The sequence below is a fragment of the Sphingomonas sp. A2-49 genome (assembly GCF_025548555.1).
Taxonomy (GTDB): Bacteria; Pseudomonadota; Alphaproteobacteria; order Sphingomonadales; family Sphingomonadaceae; genus Sphingomonas.
Genome location: NZ_JAJLPA010000022.1, coordinates 40,668 through 67,058, shown reverse-complemented (window position 1 = coordinate 67,058; position 26,391 = coordinate 40,668). Strand labels below are relative to the sequence as shown.

The window sequence follows — 26,391 nt, the reverse complement described above, 5'->3', positions numbered from 1 at the left end:
CGCCCCGCCCAGGACCGACATCGTCATCAGCATGTCGAGCAGGCTGCCCAGCGGCAGCCACAGCGCGAGCGCGCCGATCATCTTGACGTCGCCGCCGCCCATCCAGCCGGCCGCGAACGCCGCCACGAACACCGCGAAGGTCAGCGTCGCGACGAGCAGCTGGATGCCGACGTCGCTCCAGCCGAGCCCGATCGCCCACCACCACACGGGCGCGAGCAGCGCGATCGCCGCATTCTTGGCGTTGGCGATTTCCCGCGTGCGCACATCCTCGATGCCCGCGGCCAGCAACAGCAGCGCCAGGACGCCCAGCAGCGTCGCGATTCCGAGATTATCCCACCCCATCGGCGTAACAGGTAGACGGGATGGCTTGCGAAAACGTAACCAAGCCGGCGCATGACCGATACCGTCACCCTGCGCCGGACGATGCCGGCCGAATCGCGGCTGTCGTGCTGGGTCGCGCCGGACGGCTGGCAGCATCGCCGGTTCGACTGGGACCATCCCGAATCGCGCGGGCGCATCCTGGTGCAGGGCGGACGCGCCGACGTCATCGAGAAGTATCTGGAAACGATCGCGCATCTGCATGCGCAACGCTGGTCGGTGACCGCGTTCGACTGGCGTGGGCAGGGCGGTTCGGGGCGACTCGCGGCGGATCGGCATGTCGGCCACGCGGCCAGCTTCGCGGGCTGGGTCGACGACCTCGCCGCCTTCTGGGCGCAGTGGCGCGATGCGGGCGAGGGGCCGGCGGTGCTGCTCGGCCATTCGATGGGCGGGCACCTCGCGCTGCGCGCGATGCTGGACGGCGCGGTCGATCCGCAGGCGGCGGTGCTGGTCGCGCCGATGATCGGCGTCCGTTCGCCGATCGGCGCGGCGGGGGGCGGGCGGATCGCGCATTGGCTCGCCGCGATCGGCGATCCCGCGCGGCCGGCGTGGCGCGTGCGCGACGACGCCCGCTCGACGGGGCATCGCCGGCAGCTGCTGACCCATTCGATCGAGCGCTTCGACGACGAGGCGTTCTGGTACGCGCGCGACCCGTCGCTGCAACTCGGGCCACCGAGCTGGGCGTGGGTGCGCGAGGCGTTCGCGGCGGGCGCACGCTTGCAGGCCGACCCGCGCCTCGCGACGCTGGCGACGCCGATCCTGATGCTGGTCGCCGAAGCCGACGGGCTGGTCGACGCACGCGCGGCGATCCGCCTCGCGGCGCGGCTGCCGAACGTGCGGCTGGAGCGATTCGGCGCCGAATCGGCGCATGAGATTTTGCGCGAGGAAGACGCGGTGCGGCTGCGCGCCTATGCGCTGATCGACGACTTTCTGGACGGGCACACATGACCTACGACATCGCCATCGTCGGCGCCGGGATCGCCGGTGCCAGCCTCGCCGCGGCGGTGGCGCCGCATGCGCGCGTGCTGCTGCTCGAGGCGGAGGACCAGGCGGGTTATCACGCCACCGGCCGCTCCGCCGCCTTCTGGTCCGAAACCTATGGCGGGCCGGGCATCCAGCCCCTGACGAGCGCGTCCGAGGCGGCGCTGCGCGAGGGCGGGTTCCTCGAGCCGCTGGGTTCGCTGCACATCGGGCGGGCGCAGGATGCGGCGCGGATCGATGCGTTTCTCGCCGCTTTCGACGGCACGTCCGTCGCACTCGCGCGCGTCGATCCCTCCGCGTCGATCCCCGGGCTGCGCCCCGAATGGACGCTGGGGGTGAGCGAACCGAGCTGCGCCTATATCGACGTCGCCGCGCTGCACGCGGCGTGCCTTGCGAGCGTGCGCCGTGCCGGCGGTACGATCGCGACGCGCGCGAGCCTCGACTCGGCGAGTCGCGCCGATGGCATGTGGACGATCGCGACGCCATCGGGTGATTATCGCGCGGCGGTGCTCGTGAACGCCGCGGGGGCTTGGGCGGATCCGGTCGCGGAGCGTGCGGGCGCGCGTCCGCTCGGCATCCAGCCCTATCGCCGCACGATCGCGCAGATCCGTACCGACCCGCCCGCCGCCGCCGACCTGCCGCACGTCGCCGACATATCCGGCAAGTTCTACTTCAAGCCCGAATCGGGCGGCCGGCTGTGGCTGAGTCCGCACGACGAAACGCCGGTCGACCCGTGCGACGCGGCGGCGGAGGAGCTGGACGTGGCGATCGCGATCGACCGGTTCGAGCAGGTCGTCGACTGGCGCGTCGCCGCGGTCGAGCGCAGCTGGGCGGGCCTGCGCAGCTTCGCGCCCGACCGGCTGCCGGTCTATGGCTTCGATCCGGGCGTCCCCGGCCTGTTTTGGTGCGCGGGGCAGGGCGGGTTCGGCATCCAGACCGCACCCGCGGGGGCGGCGGTCGCGGCGAGCCTGCTGCTCGGATCGGTGCTGCCCGCCGGATTCGAAGGGGTCGACCCGGACCGCTACGCGCCGGGGCGCTTCGCCTGAGATTTGGCGTCCGGGCCGGGGCCTGCTAGCGTCGGCGCCTGACGCGAAAGGACCATGCCATGGCGCACACGTTCGTGATCGAAAAGAACAAGGCCGGCGAATTCGTTGCCAAGTTCAAGCATAACAGCGAGCTGATCTGGTGGACCGAGGGCTATTCCAGCCGCGCCTCAGCCCGCAATGCGATCGCCTCGATCCTGGAGAACGGACCGGAGGCGACGGTCGAGGAGGAATAGCGCGCCCGCGTCAGCCTGATGGGCCGGGCAAATGTTGTCCTGCAAAGGTCGAATCTCTTCTAGGGCGAAGGGTCGTCGGAGCCGGCGGCAACCTGTCGCTTAGCACCCTCAAAAGTTTTCTTGCTAATGAAGCGGTCGTATCGAAAAGTTGTCCCGACCCGGTCAGCCGACTTCGGGCCAGTGGATGCCTCAAACTGAGCGACCTGGCCCGCCGAGACCTTGGATCTGCCGAAGGTGGTCGAAGTCGGCGATCGCCTGAAGAGCGTTATTGAGCGCCGGGACGTCACGCTGCGCCATGCTCCACACGAGATCGTAGTCGATGCTGTGGTAGCCGTGGCAGAGCCGATTGCGGGCGTTTTTCCAGGCCCGCCAGGGTATGTCGCGCTCCCCGGTTGCGAAATCGGGATATGTCGCGAGCACGTCGCCGGCTGTCTCACCGATGTTCTCGAGCGCCTTGACGAGCGCTAGCTGCCGTGTGCGGTCGAGCAAAAAGCGTTCTCGGTCAACGCCGTCCGTGCAGATGGCCACGTCCTCGATGCCTCGACGCATGAGTTCGAGGCAATCGTCGAGCGAGAGCGGCTTGCTCAAAGGGCGATCGCCTGCGCGACGGCTTCCGACCTCACGGTAGGATGCAGGCTTGCGAGGGTGACGAGTTCGAACGGGCGTCCGAACCTGTCCTCCAGTTCGGCCTCCGCTCGGCAGAGGTCGAGCAGAGAGCAGTCGGGACCGGCTTCGACGAGGATGTCGACGTCGCTGTCGTCGTGATCCTCGCAGCGCGCAACGGAGCCGAAAAGGCGGGGCGAGGACGCGGAGGCTCGGGCCAGTATCGTGTGCAGCTCGGCCGCGCGAGCAATCAGTTCGTCCCTCATGCCGCGCGACGCCATCGAATTTCCTCCGTATGCAATGTTCCTGACTTAGCAAAGATCGGGCTTCAGAGGAACGTGTCCGCCGTTGCGATGGCGTGCGCGCGGATTGCCGCGTCGACTTCGGGCGAAACGGACCGACCGGCAGCGGCGAGTTGCGCCTGAAGCACGGAGATCGTGCCGAAGCGGTAGGCGGGGCGATCTCGGCCGCCGGTGGTATTGCGCACCTCGCGGAAGGCCGGCCTGCCTTCTGTCCGCGCAGCACCATCCATGGCGATTGGCTCGGCGTTCGGCCAGAGTTCGACCAGCAATTTGAGCAGGCGGTGCCGGGGGTAGAAGTCGTTTCGGTGCAGTAGCATCCGAACCTTTCGTGACAGACTCGCCTCGTCGGCGGCACGCCGATCGACATGACAGTCGACGAGGAGCGGAGCTCGGCCTCGACCGAACGCGGCGACCCGCCCGGAGAGGATGTCCAGGATGAGGTCAGTCTTGGTATACCATTCGGCGTAGAAGGAGATCCCGTTCGTGTTCAGGGCCACGAGATCTGCTGGCATCGGCTCGGCGCCGATATCGACAATGGCGTTGCAGAGTCGGGTTCGCAGCGCCTGCACGTCCGCTCTGTAGAAGCGGACGGACGAGCGGACGTTCGGATCGGATCCGGGTACCGGAACGAGCAGGTCGGGGTGCAGCCAGTGTTCGAAGGCGTGCAGCGTCCTGTGGTCGAGGAGATCCAGTGTGTCCCTGACGTCCAGCGTGGGCGCCATAATCCCGACGAGCAGCCGTTCGACATCCGCCTTGTCGGTCAAGTCCGGACGCAGCGCGCCGATGGCGCGATGGTAGTTCCGCTTGAAGCGGAGGCTTTCGGGATCGTCGCCAGTGAACGACGCGACCCGATGCTTCATCTCTTGGGAACCGGCCGTCTTTCGGGTGATAGGACTGGCGAGCTTCCTCGGAGCTCGGAGACGCGCCCGGCACCAGTCGTCGACCGTGCTGGCTACGATCCGCAGAGGTTTGCCGTCCATCCCCCGCCATGGTCGGACGAGGGATCGCCCAACGGTGGACGAGAGGACGCGGGCGGGGAGTCCGCGGTCCCGGAACCGACGGGGCATCGACCGGCCCGCCTCGTTGCGGGCGGCGAACCCGTCGAGGATGCGATTGAATGCGGCGGGCCAGTCGCGCATCACGGGGACGGCCGCTTCTACGATCTCGACGTTCCTAGCGATGGAGACGTTCCAGCCCAAGCTGCCTAATTTGTAGCCGTGCGGGCGGACCTGCTGGACCGGGTCGTTCTCCTGAGTGGCCGTCGCGGCCCGTCCCACAAGCTCCATGACGAGGATCAGGTCGCCTAGGCCCAACCCGTCGAAGGGTGGGGGAGCGAAGTTCCATTCGCGATCCGTGGGCGCGCTTGCGCCCATTGCCGCGTGGATCCACTCGGCCCCGGTCGCCAAGTCGGTTGATGCCACCGCCGCTTCCATCGTTGCATAGAGACGCTTGCAGAAGCAGCTTCGCGGCTTGGGGCCCCGCGAATGGTCCCTTAGGTCGCGTCCGCAGGTGCAGCTGGAAACAAGGATTGTGCCGTGGAGTGGGCAGGCCGCGGCATGCGCGACGTCCCAAACGGCTTTCAGGAGCCCATCGGCGGCGACGCAGAGCGGGCATATGCGCTGCGTGCGCCTGACGAGATACGTGGGACGGACCGCGTTGCCGAGGACGCTGTCCACGCCGCTCGGCGTGCCCGGCGGGCGGCGTCGGATACGATCGAAGGCGGTGACGTCCTCTCCAGAGAAACGAGCGAGGATTTCCCACTCGCGGTCAGTCCACGAGTCCACCACCTGGTTGCTGATGGTGCGCGAGAGGGCGAGGAACCCGAGCCCATTCGCTTCCGCCAGTCCTTCGATGAAACTGGTGGCGCTCTCGCCGGGGCGCGGCGAGAGGGGCGCGGGGAGAGGCTCGGTCATGCTGCCTTCTGGAAGCCACGCTTGCTGCCGCGCTCGGGTCGCGAAGGCGCGAGGGGGGCCTTGAACGGGTTCGTCACCGAGCGCTTCTCGGCCTTGCCATCTTCGCTGAGTAGGTTCGACTGCAGCAGCCCGCGCTGGTTCTCGACCGAGCGGTGCAGGTGGTGCTCACGGATGCGATCGTCCCCGCCTACGATAGCAAGCCGGGCCGCCTCGCGGACGAGATAGCCGACCTGTCGAAGGAGGCCGTAGGTGGCCACGTGAATCTTGTCCGCGAGGTCGTATCGGCCCTGGTCGTCCGCTGCGCCCAGGTGACTAAACTCGTCGAAGGGCAGTTCCTGGTCGAGATCGTCGAGGAAGCGTCTGAACTCGGAAACCTGATCCTCCGTGTCGTATGGGTATCGCTCGACCTGGAAGCGATAAGGGGTCAGGCTGGCAAGCTCCTCGTTTTCGATCGGATCGACGATTCGACCCGTCTTCGCGGTTCCGACCATCGCGAACGGGATGATCTCCCCGGGAAGGCCGTCAGGCTCCTCGTCGGTCCGCGTCTTCGACTTGCATAGATCCTTGACCCACTCCGCGACGCGGCTGGAGCGGACGCGTCCATCGTCGGACAGCGTGTTGTTGAATTCGTCCAGAATGCATAGCTCGACCTGCTGGATGATCAGCTGGTGTTTGACGAGCGCCGTCAGGTCCGGGATCGCACCCACGAGAAAGCGACGTTCCGTCAAACCGAGCTGTCGGAGCATCTGTCTTGCTACCGACCTCGGCGTGGACTGGTTCCTGATCTCAATCAGGAACACCGGCCGCTTCAGCCGCTTGTCGGGGAGGCGGTATGAGGGATTCTTGGCGAGGTAGCGTTTCAGAATGTCGGACTTGCCGACGCCCGTCTCGCCGATGACGACGACGTTTGCTGGCTCGTTAGCGGCCATCCTCGCTTCCCTTACCACGTCGAAGACGTCGTGAATCTGCCTTTCGATGTCGCGATCGACGACCATGCCTTTCAGATGCGCTAGGCGCTGTCCGACGGGTACGCTGGACCAGGGGATATCCTGGTCGGGCGTCGCGATTTCTTTTGTCACGGCCGATATCCCTTCTTGGCCCGAGCTGGAGCTGCAGGCGAGTGGGGGACCGTCGCATCGGACTGGTCGGGCCTGGGAAGCGGCGGCGGCGGCGCGGCGGCAGCAGTTTCATGCGGCGTCGGCCTAGATGGGGAGCCCTCGTCGTCGTTCGAAGGCGTGCGGACGCGTCCGATCGTCCGGCTGGCGTAGGTGTGCGCTGGGCTGCCCGGCACGCTCGTGCCAGCGTCATCGCCGCTTCGTGCCGTCCTCGCGACGCCCTCGAAGCGGGCGAGCGTCTGCCGCGCGGCAATGCCGCCATTGCGGCGCAACGCCTGACCTCGCATGATATCTAGCAGCTCGAGCTTGCAGGCGAGGAGTTGGTCGGCGTCGTTCGCAGTCCTCGCTGTCTCGTTCGTGTAGGCGCGGATCTTGCGATGCGCGAATAGCGACAGTCCCGTGGCGTATTCTCGCCACTTCGGCGCCACGGGCACGACGATGGTGCGCTCCTCGTGCGGCAGCTCGACATAGATGCGAGCGATGTCGGCCGGATCGATGTGATATTCTATCCTGCCGCCCTGCTTTTCCAGAGCGCGCTTGAACCTGCTGGTACGCTGAACTTCCAGAAGCTCCCTAGAGAAATACTGCATGGAGTTCGCGTTGATGCCGTGTCGCCCGGGGACGGCCGTGTCGGTTCTGCCGAACAGGTGCGACACGTCGTCGATCGAGGATATGCTGTCGACGGGATACTTCCGGGTCAGCTCGTTCCAGAGGTCGACCGCGCGGCGGTTGTTGATGCTGCGCCGCTGCTCGCGCGGATAGATGTCGATGAAGTATTTATGGAGGCCCCAATCCAGGTCGTCGACGGTGCATACCGCGTCCTTCTCGGGATCGTAGCCCAAGCGCACCAGCGTGTTGTGGAACGTGGTGCCCTTCGAGGGGTGCAGCAGCCGTTCCGACATCGTGCCGATGGTGCTCTCGACGCATCCCTTCAGCCAGGGCTTCCTGCCACCCATGAGGTGAATCTGATTGATGCCGACCCTCTGGGCGAGCTTCATCACATGGTCCGCGACGTTCTCAAGGGCGCGGTCGATCACGAGCGAGGCGGGGATGCCGAAGGTGACGCACTCGTGGCGGATGTTCCAGCCGTGCTCCTCGTTCATCTCGGCTATGTAGTCCTTGGTCAGGATTGAATTGCGCAGGCACTGCATGAGGGCGAGGACGCTGGGCTTCTCGAAGGTGACGAACCAGCCCAGCACCATCCTGGTGCATCGGTCGACGCAGATGACGATGGTGGGACGGCCGAGCGGCAGGCCGGTCCTTGAGCAGATCACGAAGAGGTCGGCGGGTGTGGAGTCCAGTTCGACGCGATCGAGCGGCGCCGTCGGATCGGCCTGCGCCTCGGCAGAGCCGAACTTTAGGAAGGCGGCCATGTCCCCGTGGCGTGCGCGCATGACGTCGTTGCGTGGCATTGCGTCGATCGAAGACTGGATCGCTGTCAGGCCGGCTAGCCTGAAGGCGGTGGCGCCGGGCGGAAGTCCGGTATTGAGTTCGCCGATGCGCCCATTCACCAGGTCGCGGAGCGTCTCGATGGTGATCGGCGGGCGGGCCATCCAGCGCGACTTGACCAGCTCGTCGATGATTTCCCGCACTTCTACGCGGATGCGGTCGTTGTAATTGCCCTTGTGCCGGTGCGCTGAGATCAGCTTTTCCATCTTCGGCTTCGGACCGGCCTCGGCCGCCCAGCGGCGGAGGGACTTGAAGCTGGGCTTCTGCGTGGGCTCGCCCTTGCGAGCACCTCGCAACCGCTTCCACTGAGGGCCGTGTGCGCTGAAGACGTCGTCGATGGCTTTGAGCCACAGGTGCGGACCTGCGTCCGAATTGAGGCACCCAAGTTCGTGAGCCCTGAGCACGTAGCACAGCTTTCGCCGCGCCTCTTCGCGATCGTCGACGGTCGGACCTCGCGCGCCATGCACCTTGGAGACGTTGCGAACTTCTCGCGGCGGCCTGCCGAAGCCGTCGTAGAACTGCATGTTGCCTGCGTTGATTCCGCGCTGGATCTCGGTGTCCGTAAAGACGAAATGCTCGAAAGTGCCGTTCGTGGAGCGCCATTCGGTCAGGTGGTCCTGACGGCGCTCGAACATGCAACGCTGTCCGAGGTGGGTGATCCAGGCTCCCTGCCTGAGGCGCATGTAGCTCATGCTCGTAGCGGTTCCGGGCGTATCGAGGGCAGAAGGGTGGGCGGTAGCGCCTGTTGATCGGGGAACCGGATCATGCTCGTCGGTCCCACCGGATGATCGAGATTGATGAAGATCTGTCCGCCGGCTGCGAGCGACAGGATGTGGCGTTCGGACGGCGCGTGGTCGCCCATCGGAATGGCGAGCGCGGCTGCTACATCCGCGATTATCGCGTCGCGGCGGACGAGATGGTCGAGGATCGCGCGACGCTGGAGTTTCGTCCAGATTCGTCGATGGCGGCGCCATAGGTCCGTGACTGCTGCCAGCTTGGGATGGTCATACAACGATGAGGAAGGTGCGACCAGGTAGTCCCAATCGGGCCACCCCTCTACGTATTCGGCCGCAGCGACGAGGCGGCTCCTGACCATGGGGTCGTCGTACCAGCGTCCGCTTTTCACCTCATGTATCTGAGCGCGGCCATCGGCGATCAGGGCGAAGTCCGGGACGTGGTCGAAGGCGACGCCTTCCACGTGCGGGACGAGGCGGGTCGGCTGGGATACGATCGCCTCCACGTTCGGGTCCATCTCGGCAAATCGCAGGAACAGCAGCTCGCCGTCGGATTCGGCGTCGATCATGGCGACGTCGCTCGTGGGGTGCTTGTAGCTGCGGAACCGGCCGTTGCTGATGTGCGAGGCTCGGCTGATGACCTTGCGCAGCGGCACGTGGGATATCTCAGGACCATCGGGCCATGAGCGGTCGCGTCCGCTGCCGAGAAGAAAATCGATCTGGAGCATCCCGCTGCTTGCCGAACGTGTTGTCAATCGATCCTCCTTGATACCTTCCCATTGCACACATAGGTTCCGCTGTTGATTTGTGCAACAGAAAGGTATCAAGGTCTCTTGATCGGTAGAGGGGTTTAGCGTGAAGTGGGAAGGGCTGACTGAAGCTCTGGCGCGACTGCAGCGGGCGACTGGCGGGGATTGGTCTCCGCAGGAGCAGGCGTATTCATTCGCCAGCATGCCGTTGGCGGAGCGCGACCGTGCGGTCGGGCGCCTTCTCGCCTTAGAGCCCATGGTGACCGGCGGGGCGAATAGGCGCGTCGCGGACCTTGAAGCCGAGCTCGGCATCAAGCGTCGGAACGTCTACGTGCTGATCGACCGCTTGAGACGCATGCCGCCGGCGGAGGCGGTCGCCGTGCGGAGCCGATCTGGGCATCGCCGAGCGGCGGTGAGGGGTGTTGAAGAGACGCGGTCGACCTTGATCGATCGCGCGGTGCTGGATGCATTGGCCGCTGATCCTGCCTCGAACCTCGCCACGGTGGTGCGACAGGTCCAGGCTGCTGCACGCGCGGCAGACATTTCTGTCCCTGCTGCGAAGACCGTATCGCGCAGGCTCGACGCGTTGCGCAGAGCTCACGGATCGACTGGTGCAGTGGGTCGTCACATCCTTGTGGACGAGGCACCGGTCCGCGTGGCGGTTTCGCATGACGGCCGGCTGGCGGCGCAGAGCTTGGCCCTTGTCCTGGACGTCGACACCTCATTGGTCCTCGGATGGGGCATGGCATCAATCGGCTGCGGCTATTCCGCCATTGAGGCTGCCCTCACGTCCTTCGTTCTATGGCACCACAGGGTGCGCGAGATCCGGAGCGTCGCGTCCACGTTGGAACGGATGGAGATGGTGCTTCCGCCGGGGCTGCGGATCGGACCTAGGCAGGACTTCGATGAACCGGTGCGGTTGCTTCGCGGAGGATCGCGGACGAGCGGGGTCAGGATGCGGCGTCTGGTGGGCGCAGCGATTAGTGGCATCGCGCTCCTTCCGCGCTTCGATCGCGATCGGGAGTGGCTTGCTTCTGATGAAACCGAGGGGTGGGTTGTCCTGGATAGAAAGACTATGCCTTTGGTGATGAATCAGCAACTGATGTCTCCGATCAGGTCGGCTGAGGTCACGATGTTGAGCGGTGAGGCCGAGCGACCCGATGCTTTGGACGAATCCGTCGAGGCGATCGCTCAGGTCCGTCCGCTGCTGAAGGCGGCACGGCCATTTCCCGGCCTATGACTTGGCCGAGCGTGGCCACGCGCGCCGCGACATTTGTAGTGCTTGCAGCAGGCTTTCGAGGCGGGCATCCTCTGGCCGCACGCCAGTGAGGCCGAGCTTGCCGGATATATAGGTCGAGTTCCCCGATCGGCACCGCGGGAAGGTTCTTGGTTCGCTCAATTATCTCTTCGATGCCGAGCCTCGGCCGTAGCGGTATCTCGGCGAGGCGGTTGCCGAGCAGCCTGCCGACCTGCGAACCGAAACCTTGGGACCGCTGTTCGAGTTGGATGCCTGCGCGCTGGAGCGCATTGAGAAGGTCTGTCCATCGGTCCTGCTCTTTCGGCGGAATTGAGATCGACATCGACATTGGGGTAACTTGCAGGAAACCGAGTGACTGCATGAGCGCATGTGTCACCGTCTCGGGGCCCGGCTCCTCGAGGCTCAGCGATACGCCGACAGGTCGATGGCTCGTGCTGTCAATGACGATGGTGGCGTATGGGACGGCACGTCCGCCGCTCAAGGCCACAGGCACTTCCATGGGCGCGCTGTCGATGATCAGGCGGCCTTCTTCTTGGCCGCCGTTGCTCTCTCCACGTGCTGCGCGGACGCGCGAGGCTATGGTTTTGTTCGCCGGGGGCTGGATTGCCAGCTTCGCGGCCTCCGCGCGTGCGATGCGGCCGATCTTGTTGATGGGAGCATCGGCGCCGGCCTTTTCGATGGCACCGGCGATGATCTTCTCGATCTCCTTTGAGACGCGCGCTGGCCTCGGAACTGAGTGGACTGGCCGTTCGCCGAGGACTCGAAAGGCCTTCACCAGATAATAAAAGCTGCGCTTCGAAATATTGAGCTTGGCGGCGGCGAGTGCGGCGTCCGCCACGGTTGGGTTCTCGAGGCTGAGATATTCCCGAACGGTTCGCGCCCGTGCGACGGCCTTCAGCCATGCTGGCGAAGACGAGCCAGTCTTTTCGATATCCGCCATTTTCCTATCTCCGTCAGACGACGGAGTGACCGCTACCTAGTCTATGCTCATTGCTTGGGCGTGGTCGGATCAACCGCTCCTTCGGCAGCGGGTGAATGGATGGGGCTCGGAAGACGGTCTCTCACTTGCCAAGACCTCGCTTCGAAGGGATACCTGTCGCAGGAGAATGAACCTTGCCGACTTCGAAGCACATGCAGCTGGTGTCGAAGTCGCGCGCCGCATGCCTGTCGGCGGTCGAGACGTATAATCGCGCTTCGGCCTTGTATCGCGAGGAGACCTTCGCGATCCTGATGATCAATGCATGGGAGCTTCTGCTCAAGGCGCGGATCATCAAGGAGAACGGCGGGAAGGCCAGCGCCATCCACGAGTTCAGAGCCCGCAAAAAGAAGGATGGTTCGCCCAGCAAGCTGAAGGAGGTCAAGCGGACGAGATCCATGACCCCGATGACGATCGGCATCGATCGCAGCTGGAAGCTGGTGTCGGGTTATGCGTCCGATCGGATCGACCAGGCGTGCATCGCCAACATCGAGGCGCTGTTAGAGATCCGGGACAGCGCGACGCACTTCGTCGCAACGGACGCGCTGTTGCGTAAGAAGCTGACCGAGATCTCGATGGCGGCGGTGCGCAACTACGTCACAGCTGCGCAGGCATGGTTCGGCTTGTCGTTCTCCGACCTCAACATCGCCTCGATCCCTATCTCATTCGATCTGGATCAGAAGGTGGTCGATGCGGTCGCCAAGAAGTCGTCCGACGCGGTGACGAAGTTCCTGGTGCACATGGAGAAGGTGGAGGCGGGGCTTCCGCCGGCCTCGTCGGACTTCGCCTTTACCGTCCGCATCGATTTCGACCTCATCAAGAAGAAGGACGACGCCGCGGTCAAGGCGTCGGTGGTCGGCGGCGCGGAGGCCGATCTGACGCTGATGGTCGAAGGCGACAAGGTGCCTCCAGGCTTCACCTGGACGTATGATGAATTGATCAAGAAGCTGAAGGAGCGTTATGCCGACTTCAAGCAGAACGCGGAGTTCCATGAGCGGATGAAACCCGTCAAGGCGGACAAGAAGCTCTGCTACGAACGATTTCTCGATCCCGAGCGGAGGAAGGGCGGCAGGAAGGCGTTCTTTAATCCGAACGCCCTGAAGGCTTTCGACGCACATTACGAGCGCAAGAGCGCGACCCTCTTCGAACCTGAACCTGGACCAAGCTGAGGAGGCGTCGCCGACGAGCCTCTCACCCCATGGCGACGTCGTCGGACCCATGTCGCGCAGAGGTCGATCTCCACTCCGATGACCGGCACAGTCTTGTGCACGCGCAAAGCGACATTTTTCGCCAGCGCGCTACGAGAAGAGCCGGATAGATTTTGGACAGAAACTGGACAAATAGTGGGGGTAAATCAGCTAACTTATATGTCCCCTATCACAGCCGCGCATCGCGGCGAGCGCGGCGTCGCTGGCGAGCTTGTCGACCCGCTCGTTGTCGGCGTTGCCGGCATGGCCCTTGACCCAGACCCATTCGATCTCGTGCCGCTGCGTCTCGGCGAACAGCGCCTGCCACAGCTCGGCGTTCTTGACCGGCTTCTTGTCGGCGGTGCGCCAGCCGTTCTTGCGCCAGCCGTGGATCCAGCGGGTCAGGCCGTCCATCACATATTTGCTGTCGGTGGACAGGCGGATCGTGCACGGCCGCGTCAGCACCTTCAGCGCCTCGATCGCGGCGGTCAGCTCCATGCGGTTGTTGGTGGTGAGCTTTTCGCCGCCCGACAATTCCTTCTCGTGCGCGCCGAAGCGGATCAGCGCGCCCCAGCCGCCGGGGCCGGGATTGCCCTTGCAGGCGCCGTCGGTGGCGATCTCCACCAATTGGGGGGCGGGGTCGGTCATGCGAAAGCCTCCGGATGCGCGTCGTACCAGTCGAGCCGGCGCAGATAGGCGAGGGGGTCCTTGCGCGTCACCAGCGCATCGGCGGGCGTGTTGAGCCAGTCCCAGGCGCGGGTCAGCAGGAAGCGGATGCAGGCGCCGCGGGCGAGCACGGGCAGCGCGGCACGCTCGGCGGCGGACAGGCCGAAGGCGCCGGCATAGCTGGCGAGCAGCGCCTCGCCGACGCCCGTCAGCGGGATGCCGGCCGCGTCGAACGCCCACGACCCGTGCATCACCGCGACGTCATAGGCGCGGATATCGGTGCAGGCGAAATAGAAGTCGATCAGCCCGGTCACCCGCGCGCCCAGCGTCAGGACGTTGTCGGGGAACAGGTCGGCATGGATCACGCTGGTCGGCAGATCGTGCGGCCACGCCGATTCGACCCGCTCCAGCGCGGCGTCGACGCGGGCGAACAGGCCGGGGGCGATCCGGTCGAGGTCGTTGCCGCAGCGTTCGAGCAGCGGGCGCCAGTCCGCGACGCCCAGGCTGTTGGGCCGGTGGCCGGCGAAGTCCGCGACCGCGGCGTGGAGGTCGCCGAGCGCGGCGCCGGCGGTGCCCGCCTGTTCGGGCGTCGGCTGGCTGAGCGACACGCCGTTGAGGAAACGGATGAGGCAGGCGGGCCGCCCCTCCAGCTGCTGGATCGCCACTCCCTCGCGGTCGCGGATCGCCGGCGGCACCGGCAGCCCGCGCGCGGCAAGATGATCGAGCAGGTCGAGGAAGAAGGGCAGGTCGCCGGCATCGACGCGCTTTTCGTACAGCGTCAGGATGAACCGCCGCGTCGTGGTGTCGATCAGGTAGTTGCTGTTCTCCACCCCCTCGGCGATGCCCTTGGCGGAGACGAGGTCGCCGACATCGTCGTAGCGGCGCAGGAAGGCGGCGAGCGCCTCGGCGGATACCTGGGTGTAGACGGCCATCGAAAAATCCCTGCTCGCCGCTGCCGCCCCCTCGTCGTCCCTGCGGATGCGGGGCCGATGGCGGCGGACATGGCGTCCGTGTCGCTGGTGACGGTCTGTTCCCGGCCGCGCGGGACGGACGACGAACCGCTCAGGCCGCGGCGTCCAGCCCGCGCGGCAGCTTGAAGGCGATCGTTTCGCGCGTCGTTTCCTCCTCGCGCTCGGTGACCTCGAACCGCGTCGCGAGCAGGTCGACGAGCTCGCGTACCAGCAGTTCGGGGGCGGACGCGCCCGCGGTGATGCCGAGCGTGCCGACGCCGTCGAGGAACGCCCAGTCGATGTCGCCGGCACGCTGGATCAGCCGGGCCGGAATGCCCTCGCGCTCGGCGACCTCGACCAGCCGCACCGAATTGGACGAATTGGGCGCACCGATGACCAGCATCGCGTCGCACGCCGCCGCGATCGCCTTCACCGCCGCCTGGCGGTTCGACGTCGCATAGCAGATGTCCTCGCCGCGCGGCGGCTGCATGTTGGGGAAGCGGCGCTGGAGCACCGCCACGACCGCCGCGGTATCGTCGACCGACAGCGTCGTCTGCGTCAGGAAGGCGAGATTGTCGGGGTCGGGCGGCGTGAACGCCTCCGCATCCGCGGTCGTCTCGATCAGCGACATCGCGCCCGCCGGGACCTGGCCGAAGGTGCCGACGACCTCGGGATGGCCCTCGTGGCCGATGAACACGATGTGGCGGCCGGCGGCGACGAGTCGTTCGGCCTGGCGATGGACCTTCGAGACGAGCGGGCAGGTCGCGTCGAGATAGTCGAGCCCGCGGTCCTGCGCCGCGGCGGGTACCGACTTCGGCACGCCATGGGCGGAAAAGACCACCGGCGCGCCGTCGGGAACCTGATCGAGGTCCTCGACGAACACCGCCCCCTGCGCCTTCAGCGTGTCGACGACGAACTTGTTGTGGACGATTTCGTGCCGGACATAGACGGGGGCGCCGTGCTTCTCGATCGCGAGTTCGACGATGCGGATCGCGCGGTCGACACCGGCGCAGAAGCCACGGGGCGCTGCGATCAGCAGCTCGAGGGCCGGTCTGGTACCGGCCGCGCTTGGAAGGGACGCCATGATGTGCCGCCTCCTACGCGATTGCGCGAACGCGCGGAAGTACGCGATTGCTTCGACGCGCGGCAGGACGCGGTTGCTTCCACGCGCGGGAGAACGCGGTTGCTTCCACGCGCGGCAGGACGCGGTTGCTTCCACGCGCGGCAGTACGCGATTGCTTGCACGCGCCAAAGCCGGTTCCTATGCTGGTGCCGCTCCGACCGGTCGATCCGGCGGCGATCCATTGCCCGTTCGATGAAGGTACGCGTCCCCGTGAAAACACCGCTTCTCGGCCTGTCCGCCCTCGCGCTCGTCCTCTCGGGGTGCGCCAGCAAGGGCGAGATCGTGGAAGGCGGCATCACCGCCGTGCGCTCCGCCTGCCCGACGGTGGGCGTCGCGGCCGGCACCGGCGACATCACGCTGTTCGATCCCGTCACCAGTCGCGATGCGAGCGCCGTGGACGTGGTCGCGAGCATGACCAACGTCCGCGGCACCTGCAACGACGCGGGCGAACAGATCGCGACCGAGGTGACGTTCGACGTGCTCGCGCGCCGCACCCGCACCGATGCGCCGCGCGACGTCGTCCTGCCCTATTATATCGCGATCGTGCGCGGCGGCACCGCGGTGACCGCCAAGCGCAAGGGCCAGGTCGCGATCCACTTCGACGCCGGCCAGGCGCGCGCGCAGGCGAGCGGCAGCGCCTCGACCCAGATCACGCGCAGCGCGGCGACGCTGCCGGACGAGGTGCGCGAACAGCTGACCCGCAAGCGCAAGGCGGGCGACGAGGATGCGGCGACCGACCCGCTCGCCCGGCCCGAGGTGCGCTCCGCGGTGCTGCGCGCCAGCTTCGAGGCGCTCGTCGGCTTCCAGCTGACCGACGACCAGCTCAAGTACAACGCCCAGCGCTGACCGGCTGCCCGGTCGGCCCTTCCGCCACCCACGCCCCTGTCGTCATCCCCGCCCGCGTCGGGATGGCGAGCGTGGTCGTCGAGCGCGTACCGCATAGCGCTTTCGCGATTGACTAACCCCCGCGCCGCCGTCAGAGCGACCCGTGTCGATGCCGGGCGACCGGCATGGATGTGCGCGGGAGAGAGCCCCTGGCAAGGGGGCCGCCGAAGGAGCAACCACCCCGGAATCTCTCAGGCAAACGGGACCGCGCGCGTCTCTCGACACTCTGGAAAGCGTTCCTTTCAGGAGCCACCGAAGGGGTAAGCCCGATGCGCGGCGCGCGGCGGGTCAAAGCTCTCAGGTCACCGTGACAGAGGGGGTCAGACGGATCGGACGCGGGTCTGCCGCGTCGGTCCCGTGCGGCTTTTCTTGGAGACGGTTGATGAGCGATACGCTGCCAGACACCTTGCCCGACCCGCTCGACGGCGTGGACGAGGGCGAGGAACCCGCGATCCAGTTGCTGCCGCTCGATGCCTGGCACCGCGCCCGCGGCGGCCGCATGGTGCCGTTCGCCGGCTATGAGATGCCCGTCCAGTACGAGGGCATCATGGCCGAGCATCTGTGGACTCGCGAATCGGCCGGGCTGTTCGACGTCAGCCACATGGGCCAGGTCGGCCTGACCGGCGACGGCGTCGCCCGGGCGCTGGAAGCGGTGCTGCCGGGCGACCTGACCGGGCTCGCCGCGACGAAGATCCGCTATTCGCTGCTGCTCAACGACGATGGCGGTATCCTCGACGATCTGATGGCGACGACGCTGCCCGCCGAGGGCGCGCATCCGTTCGGCGAGGCGAGCCATTACGTCGTCGTCAACGGCGCGACGAAGTACGACGATCTGTCCTACCTGCTCGACGTGCTGCCCGACGACATCACGATGAACCTGATGGACGACCAGGCGCTGCTGGCGGTGCAGGGGCCAAAGGCGGTCGCCGCGGTCGCGCGGCTGGTCCCCGGCGTCGATGCGCTGGTGTTCATGACCGCCGGCGCCTTCGACTGGAACGGCCATGCGCTGTGGATCAGCCGGTCGGGCTACACCGGCGAGGACGGCGTCGAGATCTCGATCCCGGCCGAGGCCGCGGCGGCCTTCGCCGATGCGATCTGCGCCGAGCCGGAGGTGAAGCCGATCGGCCTCGGCGCGCGCGATTCGCTCCGGCTCGAGGCGGGGTTGCCGCTCTACGGCCACGACCTCGATCCCGAAACGACGCCGGTCATGGCGGACCTGGGCTTCGCGCTGTCGAAGCGGCGGCGCGAGGCGGCGGACTTCGCCGGCGCCGCGCGCATCCTCGCCGAGCGCGAGGGCGGTCCGGCGGTGAAGCGCGTCGGCCTGTCGGTCGACGGCCGCCAGCCGGTGCGCGAAGGCGCGAGCGTCGTCGACGTCGACGGCGCGGTGATCGGCCGCGTCACCAGCGGCGGCTTCGCGCCCAGCGTCGGCGCGCCGATCGCGATGGCCTATGTTCCCGCCGATCTGGCGACGCCGGGCACCGACCTGCGCCTCGTCCAGCGCGGCAAGATCCATGCGGCGCGCGTCGTCGCGATGCCGTTCGTTCCCCACCGCTATGTCCGTGCAGGAGGCAAGTGATGAGCCGTTATTTCACCGAAGATCACGAATGGGTCGACATCGATGGCGACATCGGCACCGTCGGCATCTCCGACTATGCGCAGGGCCAGCTCGGCGACATCGTGTTCGTCGACGTGCCGGAGGACGGCAAGCAGCTCGCCAAGGGCGACGAGGCCGCGGTGGTCGAATCGGTCAAGGCCGCATCCGACGTCTATTCGCCGGTGTCGGGCAACGTGCTCGAAGGCAATGCGGCGCTGACCGACGACCCCAGCCTCGTCAATTCCGATCCGGAGGGCGAAGGCTGGTTCTTCAAGATCACGCTCAGCGATCCCGCCGAGGTCGAGGAACTGATGGACGAAACCGCCTACGAGGCGTTCGTCGCGAAGCTGTAAGGTCGCTCTCCCTCCCGCTGGTGGGAGGGGCTGGGGGCGGGCCTGTCGCCTCCAGCGTTGCTCTTTCATGGACAGGCCCACCCCCGACCCCTCCCGCAAGCGGGAGGGGAGGAGCCTATGATGCGCTACCTGCCGCTTACCCAGCCCGATCGTGAGGCGATGCTGTCCGTCATCGGTGCGGACACGATCGACGACCTGTTCATCGACGTGCCCGAAGCCGCGCGGCTCGACGGTCCCGTCCACGGCCTGCCGAACCATGCGTCCGAACTCAGCGTCGAACGCCACATGACCGCGCTCGCCCGCAAGAACGTCGTCGCGGGCGAGGTGCCCTTCTTCCTCGGTGCCGGCGCCTACCGCCATCACGTCCCCGCCAGCGTCGATCACCTGATCCAGCGCGGCGAGTTCCTGACCGCCTACACGCCCTACCAGCCCGAGATCGCGCAGGGCACGTTGCAGATGCTGTTCGAGTTCCAGACGCAGGTCGCGCGCCTGCTCGGCACCGACGTGGCGAACGCATCGATGTACGACGGATCGACCGCCTGCTGGGAAGCGATCGGCATGGCGCGGCGCATCACCCGCAAGGGCAAGGCGATCCTGTCGGGCGGGCTGCACCCGCATTACGTCAGCGTCGCGAGGACGATGGCGAAATACACCGGCGACGTGCTCGAAACCTCGGTCCCGACGCTGGCCGCGGAAACCGATCTCGACGCGCTGATCGCCGCGATCGATGGCGATACGTCCTGCGTGGTGGTGCAATATCCCGACATTCTCGGCCGTATCGCCGACCTGACGCCGCTCGCCGACGCCTGCCATGCGAAGAAGGCGCTGCTGATCGCGGTCGTCACCGAGCCGGTGGCGCTGGGCGCGATCCGCAGCCCCGGCGAGATGGACGCCGACATCGTCGTCGGCGAAGGCCAGTCGCTGGGCGTCGGCCTGCAGTTCGGCGGCCCGTATGTGGGGCTGTTCGGGTGCAAGGACAAATACGTCCGACAGATGCCCGGGCGGCTGTGCGGCGAGACGGCGGACGCCGATGGCAAGCGCGGCTTCGTGCTGACGCTGTCGACGCGCGAACAGCATATCCGCCGCGAAAAGGCGACGTCGAACATCTGCACCAACTCCGGCCTCTGCGCGCTGGCGTTCTCGGTCCACATGACGCTGCTCGGCGAAGCCGGCCTGCGGCGGCTGGCGGGGATCAACCATGCCGGCGCCTGCCGCGCGGCCGACCGGCTGGCGCAGGTGCCGGGGGTGGAACTGGTGACACCGACCTTCTTCAACGAATTCACGCTGCGGCTGCCGACGGAGGCGCGACCGGTGGTGCGGACGCTGGCCGATCGCGGCGTCCTGGCGGGCGTCTCGCTCGGACGGCTGTACCCCGACGCGGCGGACCTCGCCAACGGGCTGGTCGTCGCGGTCACCGAAACGACGACCGCGGAGGACGTCGAGACGCTTGCCGTCGCACTCGAGGAGGTTCTGGCATGAGCATCAATCAGAGCGGCTGGCGGCCCGAGATGACCGCGGGCAAGGGCGACGCGGCCCCGACCTCCACCGGCAACAGGGCGCTGATGCTGGAAGAGGCGCTGATCTTCGAGATCGGCTCGACCGAGACGACCGGGGTCGATTTCGCCGACGGCGACGTCGCCGGATCGCGGCTCGGCGACCTCACGCGCAAGGCACCGATCGGCCTGCCCGGGCTCGCCGAGCCGGAGGCGGTGCGCCACTATACCCGTCTCAGCCGCCAGAATTACGCGATCGACCTGGGGCTGTTCCCGCTCGGGTCGTGCACGATGAAGCACAATCCGCGGCTGAACGAGAAGATGGCGCGGCTGCCCGGCTTCGCCGACGTCCATCCGTTGCAGCCGGTCGATACCGTGCAGGGCGCGCTGGAGGTGATCCACCAGCTGGCGCACTGGCTGGTGACGCTGACCGGCATGACCAGCGTCGCGATGAGCCCCAAGGCGGGCGCGCACGGCGAATTGTGCGGCATCCTGGCGATCAAGGCGGCGCTGGAGCAGCGCGGCGAGGGCGGGCGCAAGGTCATCCTCGTTCCCGAATCGGCGCACGGGACCAACCCCGCCACCGCCGCCTTCGCCGGGTTCCAGGTCGAGGACATCCCCGCGACCGCCGATGGCCGCGTCGACACCGCGGCGCTGGTCGCGCGCCTCGGCCCCGACGTCGCCGGGGTGATGATTACCAATCCCAACACCTGCGGCCTGTTCGAACGCGACCTGCGCACGATCTCCGACGCGGTGCACGCGGCAGGCGGCTACGTCTATTGCGACGGCGCGAACTTCAACGCGATCGTCGGGCGCGTGCGGCCAGGCGATCTCGGCGTCGATGCGATGCACATCAACTTGCACAAGACCTTCTCGACGCCCCACGGCGGCGGCGGGCCGGGGTCGGGGCCGGTGGTGTTCTCCGCGGCGCTGACGCCGTTCGCGCCGCTGCCGTTCGTCGAGCGGCAGGACGGACAGTTCGTGCTGGTCGAGGAAGAGAATGCGGGCGAACACCATGCCGGCAGCTTCGGCCGCATGGTGGCCTTCCACGGCCAGATGGGCATGTTCACTCGCGCGCTGACCTATATCCTCAGCCATGGTGCCGACGGCCTGCGCCAGGTCGCCGAGGATGCCGTGCTCAACGCCAATTACGTGTTGCGCAGCCTGGAGGGCACGCTCGACGCGCCGTTCGCGCATGCCGGGCCGTGCATGCACGAGGCGATCTTCAGCGATGCGAACCTCGCCGAGGGGTTCTCGACGCTGGACGTCGCCAAGGGGCTGATCGACGAGGGGTTCCACCCGATGACGGTCTATTTCCCGCTGGTCGTGCACGGCGCGATGCTGGTCGAGCCGACCGAAACCGAATCGAAGGCGGCGCTGGACCAGTTCATCGGCGCGCTGCGATCGGTGGCGGAGCGGGCGAAGGCGGGCGATGCGTCGCTCAAGTCGGCGCCGCATTTCGCACCGCGCAGCCGGCTGGACGAGACGCTCGCCGCGCGCAAGCCGGTGCTGGTATGGAAGGACGCGCCGCTGGCACAGGCGGCGGAATAGACGCCCGTTCGCCGGGCGCGGGACGTCTTTCCCCGGACGCCGCGCCCGGCTAGCATCGCCCCGAACGGGGGACCCGCATGCATACCGAGCAACCGACCGGCTGGATCAGCTACGCCATACCGCTCGTCGTGATCGCGGTGGTGATGGCGATCCGCTGGAAGCGGATGAGCCGGGTGCGGCCGCTCAAGCTGGAGCGGTTGTGGATGCTGCCGGCCTTCTATGCCGTCGTCATCGGTTTCACCTTCTCGCGCTTTCCGCCGCACGGCTGGGGCTGGGCGTTCTGCCTCGCCGCGGTCGTGCTGGGTGGTGCGCTCGGCTGGCAGCGCGGGCGGATGATGCGGATCACGATCGATCCCGAAACGCATGCGCTCGGGCAGACGTCGTCGCCCGCGGCATTGCTGTTCATCGTGCTGCTAATCGTCGTCCGCAGCAGCGCACGCGGCGCGATCGCCTATGCCGGCCCTGTCGGGCTCGATCCGATGGCGATCACCGACGTGCTGATGGCGCTGGCGCTGGGTCTGTTCACCGCGCAGCGGCTGGAGATGTATCTGCGCGGGCGTCGCATGCTCGCCGCCGCGCGCGCCGGTCAGGCGATCTCGCCGGCGGCCAGCGTCTCCTGACGCCGCCGCACGGTTTCGCGCCAGACGATGACGAGGCCGCTGGCGATGATGACCGGTGCGCCGATCCACGTCGCGGCGCCGGGCAGCATGTCGAACGCCAGCCAGCCGAGCAGCGTCGCCCACAACAGGCTGGAATAATCCATCGGCACCACCACCGCGACCGGCCCGAGCCGCAACGAATTGGTCATCGCCACCTGCGCGCAGCCGCCGAGCAGCCCGACCGCGGCCAGCGCCATCCACACCGCGGGCCCGTGCGCCCGCGCGTTCGGCAGGTAGAGGATCGACAGCGGCACCAGCGACAGCACCGAAAACCAGAAGACGATCGTCAGCGCGCCCTCCGTCCTGCCCATCCGGCGCAGCAGGATGGTGACGCAGGCGGTGCCGAACGCGCCGGCGAGGGCAAAGGCCGCGCCGCGCAGCGGGAAGTGGCCGCCCCCCGCGGCGAGGCCCGGCCAGGCGACGATCAGCACGCCGACGAAGCCGACCGTGACCGCGCCCCAGCGCCACCGGCCGGTCGGCTCGCGCAGCACCGCCGCGCCGAGGATGGTCGCGAAGATCGGCACGGTGAAGCCGATCGTCGTCGCCTCGGCGAGCGGCAGCGCGACGAGGCCGTTGAAGCTCATCGCCATCGCCGACAGGCCGACGATCGCGCGCAGGACGTGCGCGCGCAGGCGGCCGGTCGCGACCGTGCGCAACCCCGGTCCCGCGCCGATCAGCGCGGTGACGAGCAACGCCGCGCCGAACTGGCGGAAGAACAGGATCTCGACGACGCCCGCACCCCAGTGCCCGGCGAGCTTGATCGCGGCGTTCATCAACGCGAAGAACACCACCGACAGCAGGCGCAGCGCGATGGCGGGGAGGATGCGGTCGGTCACCGGCAATCCCTTGCGGGCGCGTGCACCTGCGGACAAGTCTGAGGTGGCGAAATATCCCCGGCAAGGATATTCGGCCCCCATGAAGCATGCTCTCTCCGTCACGCGCGACGCCGATTTCGCCGCCTGGTATCAATCCGTCATCGCGGAGGCCGACCTCGCCGAGGAATCGGGCGTGCGCGGCTGCATGGTCATCCGCCCCTGGGGCTATGGCATCTGGGAACGGATCCAGCGGCTGCTCGACGACCGGATCAAGGCGACGGGGCACGAGAATTGCTATTTCCCGCTGTTCATCCCGCTGTCCTATTTCGAAAAGGAGGCCGAGCACGTCGACGGCTTCGCCAAGGAGATGGCGGTCGTCACGCATCACCGGCTGATCGCGGACGGGCAGGGCGGGCTGGTCCCCGATCCCGCCGCGAAGCTGGAGGAGCCGCTGGTCGTGCGGCCGACGTCGGAAACGGTGATCGGCACCGCGTTCGCGCGCTGGGTGCAATCGTGGCGCGACCTGCCGGTGCTCATCAACCAATGGGCCAATGTCGTGCGCTGGGAAATGCGCACGCGCATGTTCCTGCGCACCAGCGAGTTCCTGTGGCAGGAGGGGCATACCGCCCACGCCACCGCCGACGAGGCGCGCGACGAGACGCGCAAGATGCTCGAGGTGTACCGGTCCTTCGCCGAGGATTGCCTCGCCCTGCCGGTGGTCGCGGGCGAAAAGCCGGAGAACGAGCGCTTCCCCGGCGCCGTCGCGACCTACAGCATCGAGGCGATGATGCAGGACGGCAAGGCGCTGCAGGCGGGCACCAGCCATTTCCTCGGCACCAATTTCGCGCGTGCGCAGAATATCCGCTTCCAGAATTCGGCGGGCGAATTCGAGCTCGCCAACACTACGAGCTGGGGCGTCAGCACGCGGATGATCGGTGGCGTCATCATGGTGCATGGCGACGACGACGGACTGCGCGTGCCGCCGCGGATCGCGCCGTGGCAGATCGTGATCGTGCCGATGCTGCGCGACGCGCCGGAAGACGAGGCGCTGATCGCCTATGCCAGGGACATCCAGTCCAACCTGTCGCAGTCGTCGGCGCTCGGCGAACCGGTGCGCGCGCTGCTCGACCTCAAGCCCGCCAGGGCCGCGACGAAGCGCTGGGGCTGGGTCAAGAAGGGAGCGCCGATCGTCGTCGAGATCGGCGGGCGCGACATGGCGGGCGGCAACGTGTCGGTGATCCGCCGCGACCGGCTGTACCGTGCCGACGGCAAGCTCGACAGCAACGTGATGCCGCGCGGCGATTTCGAGGCGGATGCGCCTGCGCTGCTCGCCGCGATCCAGCAGGCGCTGCATGCCGAGGCGAGCGCGCGGCTGAAGGCGAACATCGTCCCCGCGGCGGACTTCGCCGCGGTCGAGGCGCATTTCGCCGAGGGCGCGAAGACCCCCGGCTGGGTCGAGGTGAACTGGGCGAGGCCGACCGGCGCGGCGCTGGACGCGGTGGTCGAGCGGCTGAAGGCGCTGAAGCTGACGATCCGCAACGCGCCGTCGGATGCCGGCGCGGCCGAGGGCGTGTGCGTGTTCACCGGCGAGCCGGCGGTCGAGCGCGTGCTGCTGGCGCGGGCCTATTGAGGGCCGACGCCGTTCGCGGTCGTTGACCCCTCGGGCGGTGATGGTAGCGCAGAGGCGCGGAGGACGCGGACAGGCGCCGGTCGCGGCAGCGCTCGGCATGCCATCGCGCGCGACAGGTACGACCGGTGGCGCCGGCGCATCGCCTCCGCATTCCTAGCGAACCATGTTTCGTCGCAGCGGCGTGGCGCGCCGGCGCCATTCCTCTCCCGTTGTCATTCCCGCGAAGGCGGGAATCCATAGCCGCGCCGTCGAGACTTGAGCAGCGACGTCAGCGTCTATGGATCCCCGCCTGCGCGGGGATGACGAGGGCGGCGTGTTGCTTGCCTGGCCAGTCCACGTCCTCCCGTCGAGCGCTGGGATGACGCAGGGAGGCGGCCCCTGGGACGACGGTGTATTCTGGTCCGCCCTTTCTCCCGCGCAGGCAGGAATCCACGGGCACGCCGGCGCCATTCCTCTCCCGTTGTCATTCCCGCGAAGGCGGGAATCCATAGCCGCGCTGTGGAGACTTGAGCAGCGACGTCAGCGTCTATGGATCCCCGCCTGCGCGGGGATGACGAGGGCGGCGTGTTGCGCGTCAGGCCTTTTCACGTCCTCCCCTCGAGCGCTGGGACGACGACGTATCCCGATCCGCCCTTTTTCCCGTGCAGGCGGGAAACCATAGACGTGACGTGGGATCTCGGGGCGCAACGTCTGCGTGTATCGATCCCTCCCGCACCGCAATGACGATCGTCGATGGTCGGCGCGGCAGGGCTATTCGTCCGGGTAGCGCCGCCCGACATGCGCCTCGCCTCGTGCGTCCGCCAGCAGAGCCTGGCGGTGCCGCTCGGCGTAACGCGCACGATCGGCGTCGTCGCGCGTGCCGGCGCAGCGCGGGCAGCGCACGCCTTCCTCGTACAGGGGCGAGGCTTGATCCGCCTCGGACACCGGCATCCGGCAGGCGCGGCACAGGCCGTGCGTGCCCGGCGTCAGGCCGTGGCCGACCGCGACACGCTCGTCGAAGACGAAGCATTCGCCGGTCCATGCGCTGTCCGCCGCCGGCACCTGTTCCAGATATTTGAGCACGCCCCCCTTCAGGTGAAAGACCGCATCGACGCCCTCCGCCTTCAGGAAGGCGGTCGCCTTCTCGCACCGGATGCCGCCGGTGCAGAACATCGCGACCTGACGGTCCCCGGCGAGCAGCGCCTCGCGATGCGTCCGGAACCAGGCGGGAAAATCGCGGAACGTCCGCGTGTCGGGATCGATCGCGCCCGCGAACGTGCCGACCGCGACCTCGTAATCGTTGCGAGTGTCGATCAGCACCGTCCGCGGGTCGGCGATCAGCGCGTTCCAGTCGGCGGGGTCGACGTAATGACCCGCGTCGAGCGGATCGATCGCCGGTTCGCCCATCGTCACGATCTCGCGCTTCACGCGCACCTTGGTGCGGTGGAAGGGCATCGTCCCGGCGCGCGAATCCTTGACGTCGAGCGTCGCGCAGCCCGGCAGCGCGCGGATGTGCGTCAGCACCGCGTCGACCCCCGTAGCGGACCCGGCGATGGTGCCGTTGATCCCCTCGTGCGCCAGCAGCAGCGTGCCGCGCACGCCCGCGGCCTCGCACGCAGCGAGCAACGGTTCCCGCAGCGCGGCGGGATCGTCGAACGGGGTAAAGCGGTAGAGCGCGCAAACGCGGATCGGCGGCATGGCGAGCGCCCTTAGCGGCTTGGCGCCGCGCGCGCAAAGATCGCGCATGACGGATCGCCTCCGGCCCCCTA

The 26,391-nt window shown here is 67.4% G+C and carries 25 protein-coding genes and 1 riboswitch; of the genes, 12 read left to right on the top strand and 13 right to left on the bottom strand.

All coding sequences use genetic code 11. The features are described 5' to 3' along the window. On the bottom strand, window positions 1-342 hold a 342-nt coding region (locus LPN01_RS15325), incomplete at its 3' end, for a prepilin peptidase (protein ID WP_262829288.1). Between the two features lie 51 nt (window positions 343-393). On the opposite strand from LPN01_RS15325, the gene LPN01_RS15320 reads away from it, so the two are divergent. Genes LPN01_RS15320 through LPN01_RS15310 form a run of 3 tightly spaced genes read left to right on the top strand, consistent with a single transcriptional unit; the run spans window position 394 to window position 2,638 of the window. Next, on the top strand, window positions 394-1,326 hold the full coding sequence (locus LPN01_RS15320; RefSeq protein WP_262829287.1) for an alpha/beta fold hydrolase: 933 nt from the start codon (window positions 394-396) through the stop codon (window positions 1,324-1,326). Beyond that, a complete protein-coding gene (locus LPN01_RS15315; protein WP_262829286.1) occupies window positions 1,323-2,405 on the top strand; it encodes an NAD(P)/FAD-dependent oxidoreductase in 1,083 nt (360 codons plus the stop codon). Before LPN01_RS15320 ends, LPN01_RS15315 begins: the two co-directional genes overlap by 4 nt. Before the next feature lie 59 nt (window positions 2,406-2,464). Beyond that, the gene (locus tag LPN01_RS15310) at window positions 2,465-2,638 is read left to right on the top strand and encodes a YegP family protein (RefSeq protein ID WP_262829285.1); all 174 of its coding nucleotides are present in this window, start codon (window positions 2,465-2,467) and stop codon (window positions 2,636-2,638) included. A gap of 189 nt (window positions 2,639-2,827) precedes the next feature. On the opposite strand, the gene LPN01_RS15305 is transcribed toward LPN01_RS15310, so the two are convergent. The 6 genes from LPN01_RS15305 to LPN01_RS15280 all read right to left on the bottom strand — a co-directional run bounded on the left by LPN01_RS15305 (window position 2,828) and on the right by LPN01_RS15280 (window position 9,482). Further along, window positions 2,828-3,226, bottom strand: a complete 399-nt coding sequence (locus LPN01_RS15305; RefSeq protein ID WP_262829284.1) for a DUF86 domain-containing protein — start codon at window positions 3,224-3,226, stop codon at window positions 2,828-2,830. Then, entirely contained in the window at window positions 3,223-3,507 is a 285-nt protein-coding gene (locus LPN01_RS15300) for a nucleotidyltransferase family protein (protein ID WP_262829283.1), read from the bottom strand. The genes LPN01_RS15305 and LPN01_RS15300 overlap by 4 nt, the downstream gene beginning before the upstream one ends. 62 nt (window positions 3,508-3,569) lie before the next feature. Then, window positions 3,570-5,456: a TniQ family protein gene (locus LPN01_RS15295; protein ID WP_262829282.1), complete on the bottom strand. Its 1,887-nt coding sequence runs from the start codon at window positions 5,454-5,456 to the stop codon at window positions 3,570-3,572. After that, window positions 5,453-6,535: an AAA family ATPase gene (locus tag LPN01_RS15290; protein ID WP_262829281.1), complete on the bottom strand. Its 1,083-nt coding sequence runs from the start codon at window positions 6,533-6,535 to the stop codon at window positions 5,453-5,455. Before LPN01_RS15290 ends, LPN01_RS15295 begins: the two co-directional genes overlap by 4 nt. Next, a complete protein-coding gene (locus LPN01_RS15285) occupies window positions 6,532-8,712 on the bottom strand; it encodes a hypothetical protein (RefSeq protein WP_262829280.1) in 2,181 nt (726 codons plus the stop codon). Before LPN01_RS15285 ends, LPN01_RS15290 begins: the two co-directional genes overlap by 4 nt. Next, window positions 8,709-9,482, bottom strand: a complete 774-nt coding sequence (locus LPN01_RS15280; RefSeq protein WP_262829279.1) for a hypothetical protein — start codon at window positions 9,480-9,482, stop codon at window positions 8,709-8,711. The genes LPN01_RS15285 and LPN01_RS15280 overlap by 4 nt, the downstream gene beginning before the upstream one ends. Before the next feature lie 127 nt (window positions 9,483-9,609). Here LPN01_RS15280 and LPN01_RS15275 point away from each other — a divergent pair, with 127 nt between their 5' ends. Beyond that, a complete protein-coding gene (locus tag LPN01_RS15275) occupies window positions 9,610-10,743 on the top strand; it encodes a hypothetical protein (RefSeq protein WP_262829278.1) in 1,134 nt (377 codons plus the stop codon). On the opposite strand, the gene LPN01_RS15270 is transcribed toward LPN01_RS15275, so the two are convergent. Beyond that, on the bottom strand, window positions 10,631-11,701 hold the full coding sequence (locus tag LPN01_RS15270) for a hypothetical protein (RefSeq protein ID WP_262829277.1): 1,071 nt from the start codon (window positions 11,699-11,701) through the stop codon (window positions 10,631-10,633). The genes LPN01_RS15275 and LPN01_RS15270 overlap by 113 nt on opposite strands. Window positions 11,702-11,892: 191 nt before the next feature. Between LPN01_RS15270 and LPN01_RS15265 the strand changes: the two genes are divergently transcribed. After that, window positions 11,893-12,906, top strand: coding sequence for a DUF3644 domain-containing protein (locus LPN01_RS15265; protein WP_262829276.1), 1,014 nt, complete (start codon window positions 11,893-11,895; stop codon window positions 12,904-12,906). 189 nt (window positions 12,907-13,095) lie between these two features. Here LPN01_RS15265 and rnhA read toward each other — a convergent pair whose 3' ends face one another. The 3 genes from rnhA to ispH all read right to left on the bottom strand — a co-directional run bounded on the left by rnhA (window position 13,096) and on the right by ispH (window position 15,624). After that, window positions 13,096-13,572: a ribonuclease HI gene (gene rnhA, locus LPN01_RS15260; RefSeq protein ID WP_262829275.1), complete on the bottom strand. Its 477-nt coding sequence runs from the start codon at window positions 13,570-13,572 to the stop codon at window positions 13,096-13,098. Then, window positions 13,569-14,522: a homoserine kinase gene (gene thrB / locus LPN01_RS15255; RefSeq protein ID WP_262829274.1), complete on the bottom strand. Its 954-nt coding sequence runs from the start codon at window positions 14,520-14,522 to the stop codon at window positions 13,569-13,571. The genes rnhA and thrB overlap by 4 nt, the downstream gene beginning before the upstream one ends. 130 nt (window positions 14,523-14,652) lie before the next feature. After that, window positions 14,653-15,624 carry a 4-hydroxy-3-methylbut-2-enyl diphosphate reductase gene (gene ispH, locus LPN01_RS15250; RefSeq protein WP_262829273.1) on the bottom strand — a complete coding sequence of 324 codons (972 nt, stop codon included), beginning with the start codon at window positions 15,622-15,624 and terminating at the stop codon, window positions 14,653-14,655. A 231-nt stretch (window positions 15,625-15,855) separates the two neighbouring features. Between ispH and LPN01_RS15245 the strand changes: the two genes are divergently transcribed. The 6 genes from LPN01_RS15245 (at window position 15,856) to LPN01_RS15220 (ending at window position 22,159) form a co-directional block, all read left to right on the top strand. Next, window positions 15,856-16,509 carry a hypothetical protein gene (locus LPN01_RS15245; RefSeq protein ID WP_410482836.1) on the top strand — a complete coding sequence of 218 codons (654 nt, stop codon included), beginning with the start codon at window positions 15,856-15,858 and terminating at the stop codon, window positions 16,507-16,509. 165 nt (window positions 16,510-16,674) lie between these two features. Then, window positions 16,675-16,766, top strand: a riboswitch (glycine riboswitch). Between the two features lie 164 nt (window positions 16,767-16,930). After that, window positions 16,931-18,124, top strand: coding sequence for a glycine cleavage system aminomethyltransferase GcvT (gcvT, locus tag LPN01_RS15240; RefSeq protein ID WP_262829271.1), 1,194 nt, complete (start codon window positions 16,931-16,933; stop codon window positions 18,122-18,124). Continuing rightward, window positions 18,124-18,495, top strand: coding sequence for a glycine cleavage system protein GcvH (gene gcvH, locus LPN01_RS15235; RefSeq protein WP_262829270.1), 372 nt, complete (start codon window positions 18,124-18,126; stop codon window positions 18,493-18,495). The genes gcvT and gcvH overlap by 1 nt, the downstream gene beginning before the upstream one ends. A gap of 120 nt (window positions 18,496-18,615) precedes the next feature. Further along, window positions 18,616-19,974 carry an aminomethyl-transferring glycine dehydrogenase subunit GcvPA gene (gcvPA, locus tag LPN01_RS15230; protein WP_262829293.1) on the top strand — a complete coding sequence of 453 codons (1,359 nt, stop codon included), beginning with the start codon at window positions 18,616-18,618 and terminating at the stop codon, window positions 19,972-19,974. Further along, window positions 19,971-21,539: an aminomethyl-transferring glycine dehydrogenase subunit GcvPB gene (gcvPB, locus tag LPN01_RS15225; RefSeq protein ID WP_262829269.1), complete on the top strand. Its 1,569-nt coding sequence runs from the start codon at window positions 19,971-19,973 to the stop codon at window positions 21,537-21,539. The genes gcvPA and gcvPB overlap by 4 nt, the downstream gene beginning before the upstream one ends. 77 nt (window positions 21,540-21,616) lie before the next feature. Then, on the top strand, window positions 21,617-22,159 hold the full coding sequence (locus LPN01_RS15220) for a cytochrome c biogenesis protein CcdC (RefSeq protein WP_262829268.1): 543 nt from the start codon (window positions 21,617-21,619) through the stop codon (window positions 22,157-22,159). On the opposite strand, the gene LPN01_RS15215 is transcribed toward LPN01_RS15220, so the two are convergent. Next, window positions 22,126-23,034: a DMT family transporter gene (locus LPN01_RS15215; RefSeq protein WP_262829267.1), complete on the bottom strand. Its 909-nt coding sequence runs from the start codon at window positions 23,032-23,034 to the stop codon at window positions 22,126-22,128. The two genes, LPN01_RS15220 and LPN01_RS15215, sit on opposite strands and share 34 nt — an antisense overlap. 79 nt (window positions 23,035-23,113) lie before the next feature. Here LPN01_RS15215 and LPN01_RS15210 point away from each other — a divergent pair, with 79 nt between their 5' ends. Continuing rightward, window positions 23,114-24,643 carry a proline--tRNA ligase gene (locus tag LPN01_RS15210; RefSeq protein ID WP_262829266.1) on the top strand — a complete coding sequence of 510 codons (1,530 nt, stop codon included), beginning with the start codon at window positions 23,114-23,116 and terminating at the stop codon, window positions 24,641-24,643. 750 nt (window positions 24,644-25,393) lie between these two features. Here the strand turns inward: LPN01_RS15210 and LPN01_RS15205 are convergent. Next, the gene (locus tag LPN01_RS15205; RefSeq protein WP_410482835.1) at window positions 25,394-26,368 is read right to left on the bottom strand and encodes a rhodanese-related sulfurtransferase; all 975 of its coding nucleotides are present in this window, start codon (window positions 26,366-26,368) and stop codon (window positions 25,394-25,396) included. Between the last annotated feature and the right edge of the window lie 23 nt (window positions 26,369-26,391).

Coding starts and splice junctions, on each gene's coding strand:
- LPN01_RS15320 (WP_262829287.1), top strand. CDS start 394: ATGACCGATACCGTCACCCTGCGCCGGACGATGCCGGCCGAATCGCGG.
- LPN01_RS15300 (WP_262829283.1), bottom strand. CDS start 3,507: ATGAGGGACGAACTGATTGCTCGCGCGGCCGAGCTGCACACGATACTG.
- LPN01_RS15205 (WP_410482835.1), bottom strand. CDS start 26,368: ATGCGCGATCTTTGCGCGCGCGGCGCCAAGCCGCTAAGGGCGCTCGCC.
- LPN01_RS15310 (WP_262829285.1), top strand. CDS start 2,465: ATGGCGCACACGTTCGTGATCGAAAAGAACAAGGCCGGCGAATTCGTT.
- LPN01_RS15295 (WP_262829282.1), bottom strand. CDS start 5,456: ATGACCGAGCCTCTCCCCGCGCCCCTCTCGCCGCGCCCCGGCGAGAGC.
- rnhA (WP_262829275.1), bottom strand. CDS start 13,572: ATGACCGACCCCGCCCCCCAATTGGTGGAGATCGCCACCGACGGCGCC.
- gcvT (WP_262829271.1), top strand. CDS start 16,931: ATGAGCGATACGCTGCCAGACACCTTGCCCGACCCGCTCGACGGCGTG.
- LPN01_RS15220 (WP_262829268.1), top strand. CDS start 21,617: ATGCATACCGAGCAACCGACCGGCTGGATCAGCTACGCCATACCGCTC.
- gcvH (WP_262829270.1), top strand. CDS start 18,124: ATGAGCCGTTATTTCACCGAAGATCACGAATGGGTCGACATCGATGGC.
- LPN01_RS15245 (WP_410482836.1), top strand. CDS start 15,856: ATGAAGGTACGCGTCCCCGTGAAAACACCGCTTCTCGGCCTGTCCGCC.
- LPN01_RS15315 (WP_262829286.1), top strand. CDS start 1,323: ATGACCTACGACATCGCCATCGTCGGCGCCGGGATCGCCGGTGCCAGC.
- LPN01_RS15265 (WP_262829276.1), top strand. CDS start 11,893: ATGCAGCTGGTGTCGAAGTCGCGCGCCGCATGCCTGTCGGCGGTCGAG.
- ispH (WP_262829273.1), bottom strand. CDS start 15,624: ATGGCGTCCCTTCCAAGCGCGGCCGGTACCAGACCGGCCCTCGAGCTG.
- LPN01_RS15285 (WP_262829280.1), bottom strand. CDS start 8,712: ATGAGCTACATGCGCCTCAGGCAGGGAGCCTGGATCACCCACCTCGGA.
- thrB (WP_262829274.1), bottom strand. CDS start 14,522: ATGGCCGTCTACACCCAGGTATCCGCCGAGGCGCTCGCCGCCTTCCTG.
- LPN01_RS15280 (WP_262829279.1), bottom strand. CDS start 9,482: ATGCTCCAGATCGATTTTCTTCTCGGCAGCGGACGCGACCGCTCATGG.
- gcvPB (WP_262829269.1), top strand. CDS start 19,971: ATGAGCATCAATCAGAGCGGCTGGCGGCCCGAGATGACCGCGGGCAAG.
- LPN01_RS15270 (WP_262829277.1), bottom strand. CDS start 11,701: ATGGCGGATATCGAAAAGACTGGCTCGTCTTCGCCAGCATGGCTGAAG.
- LPN01_RS15210 (WP_262829266.1), top strand. CDS start 23,114: ATGAAGCATGCTCTCTCCGTCACGCGCGACGCCGATTTCGCCGCCTGG.
- gcvPA (WP_262829293.1), top strand. CDS start 18,616: ATGCGCTACCTGCCGCTTACCCAGCCCGATCGTGAGGCGATGCTGTCC.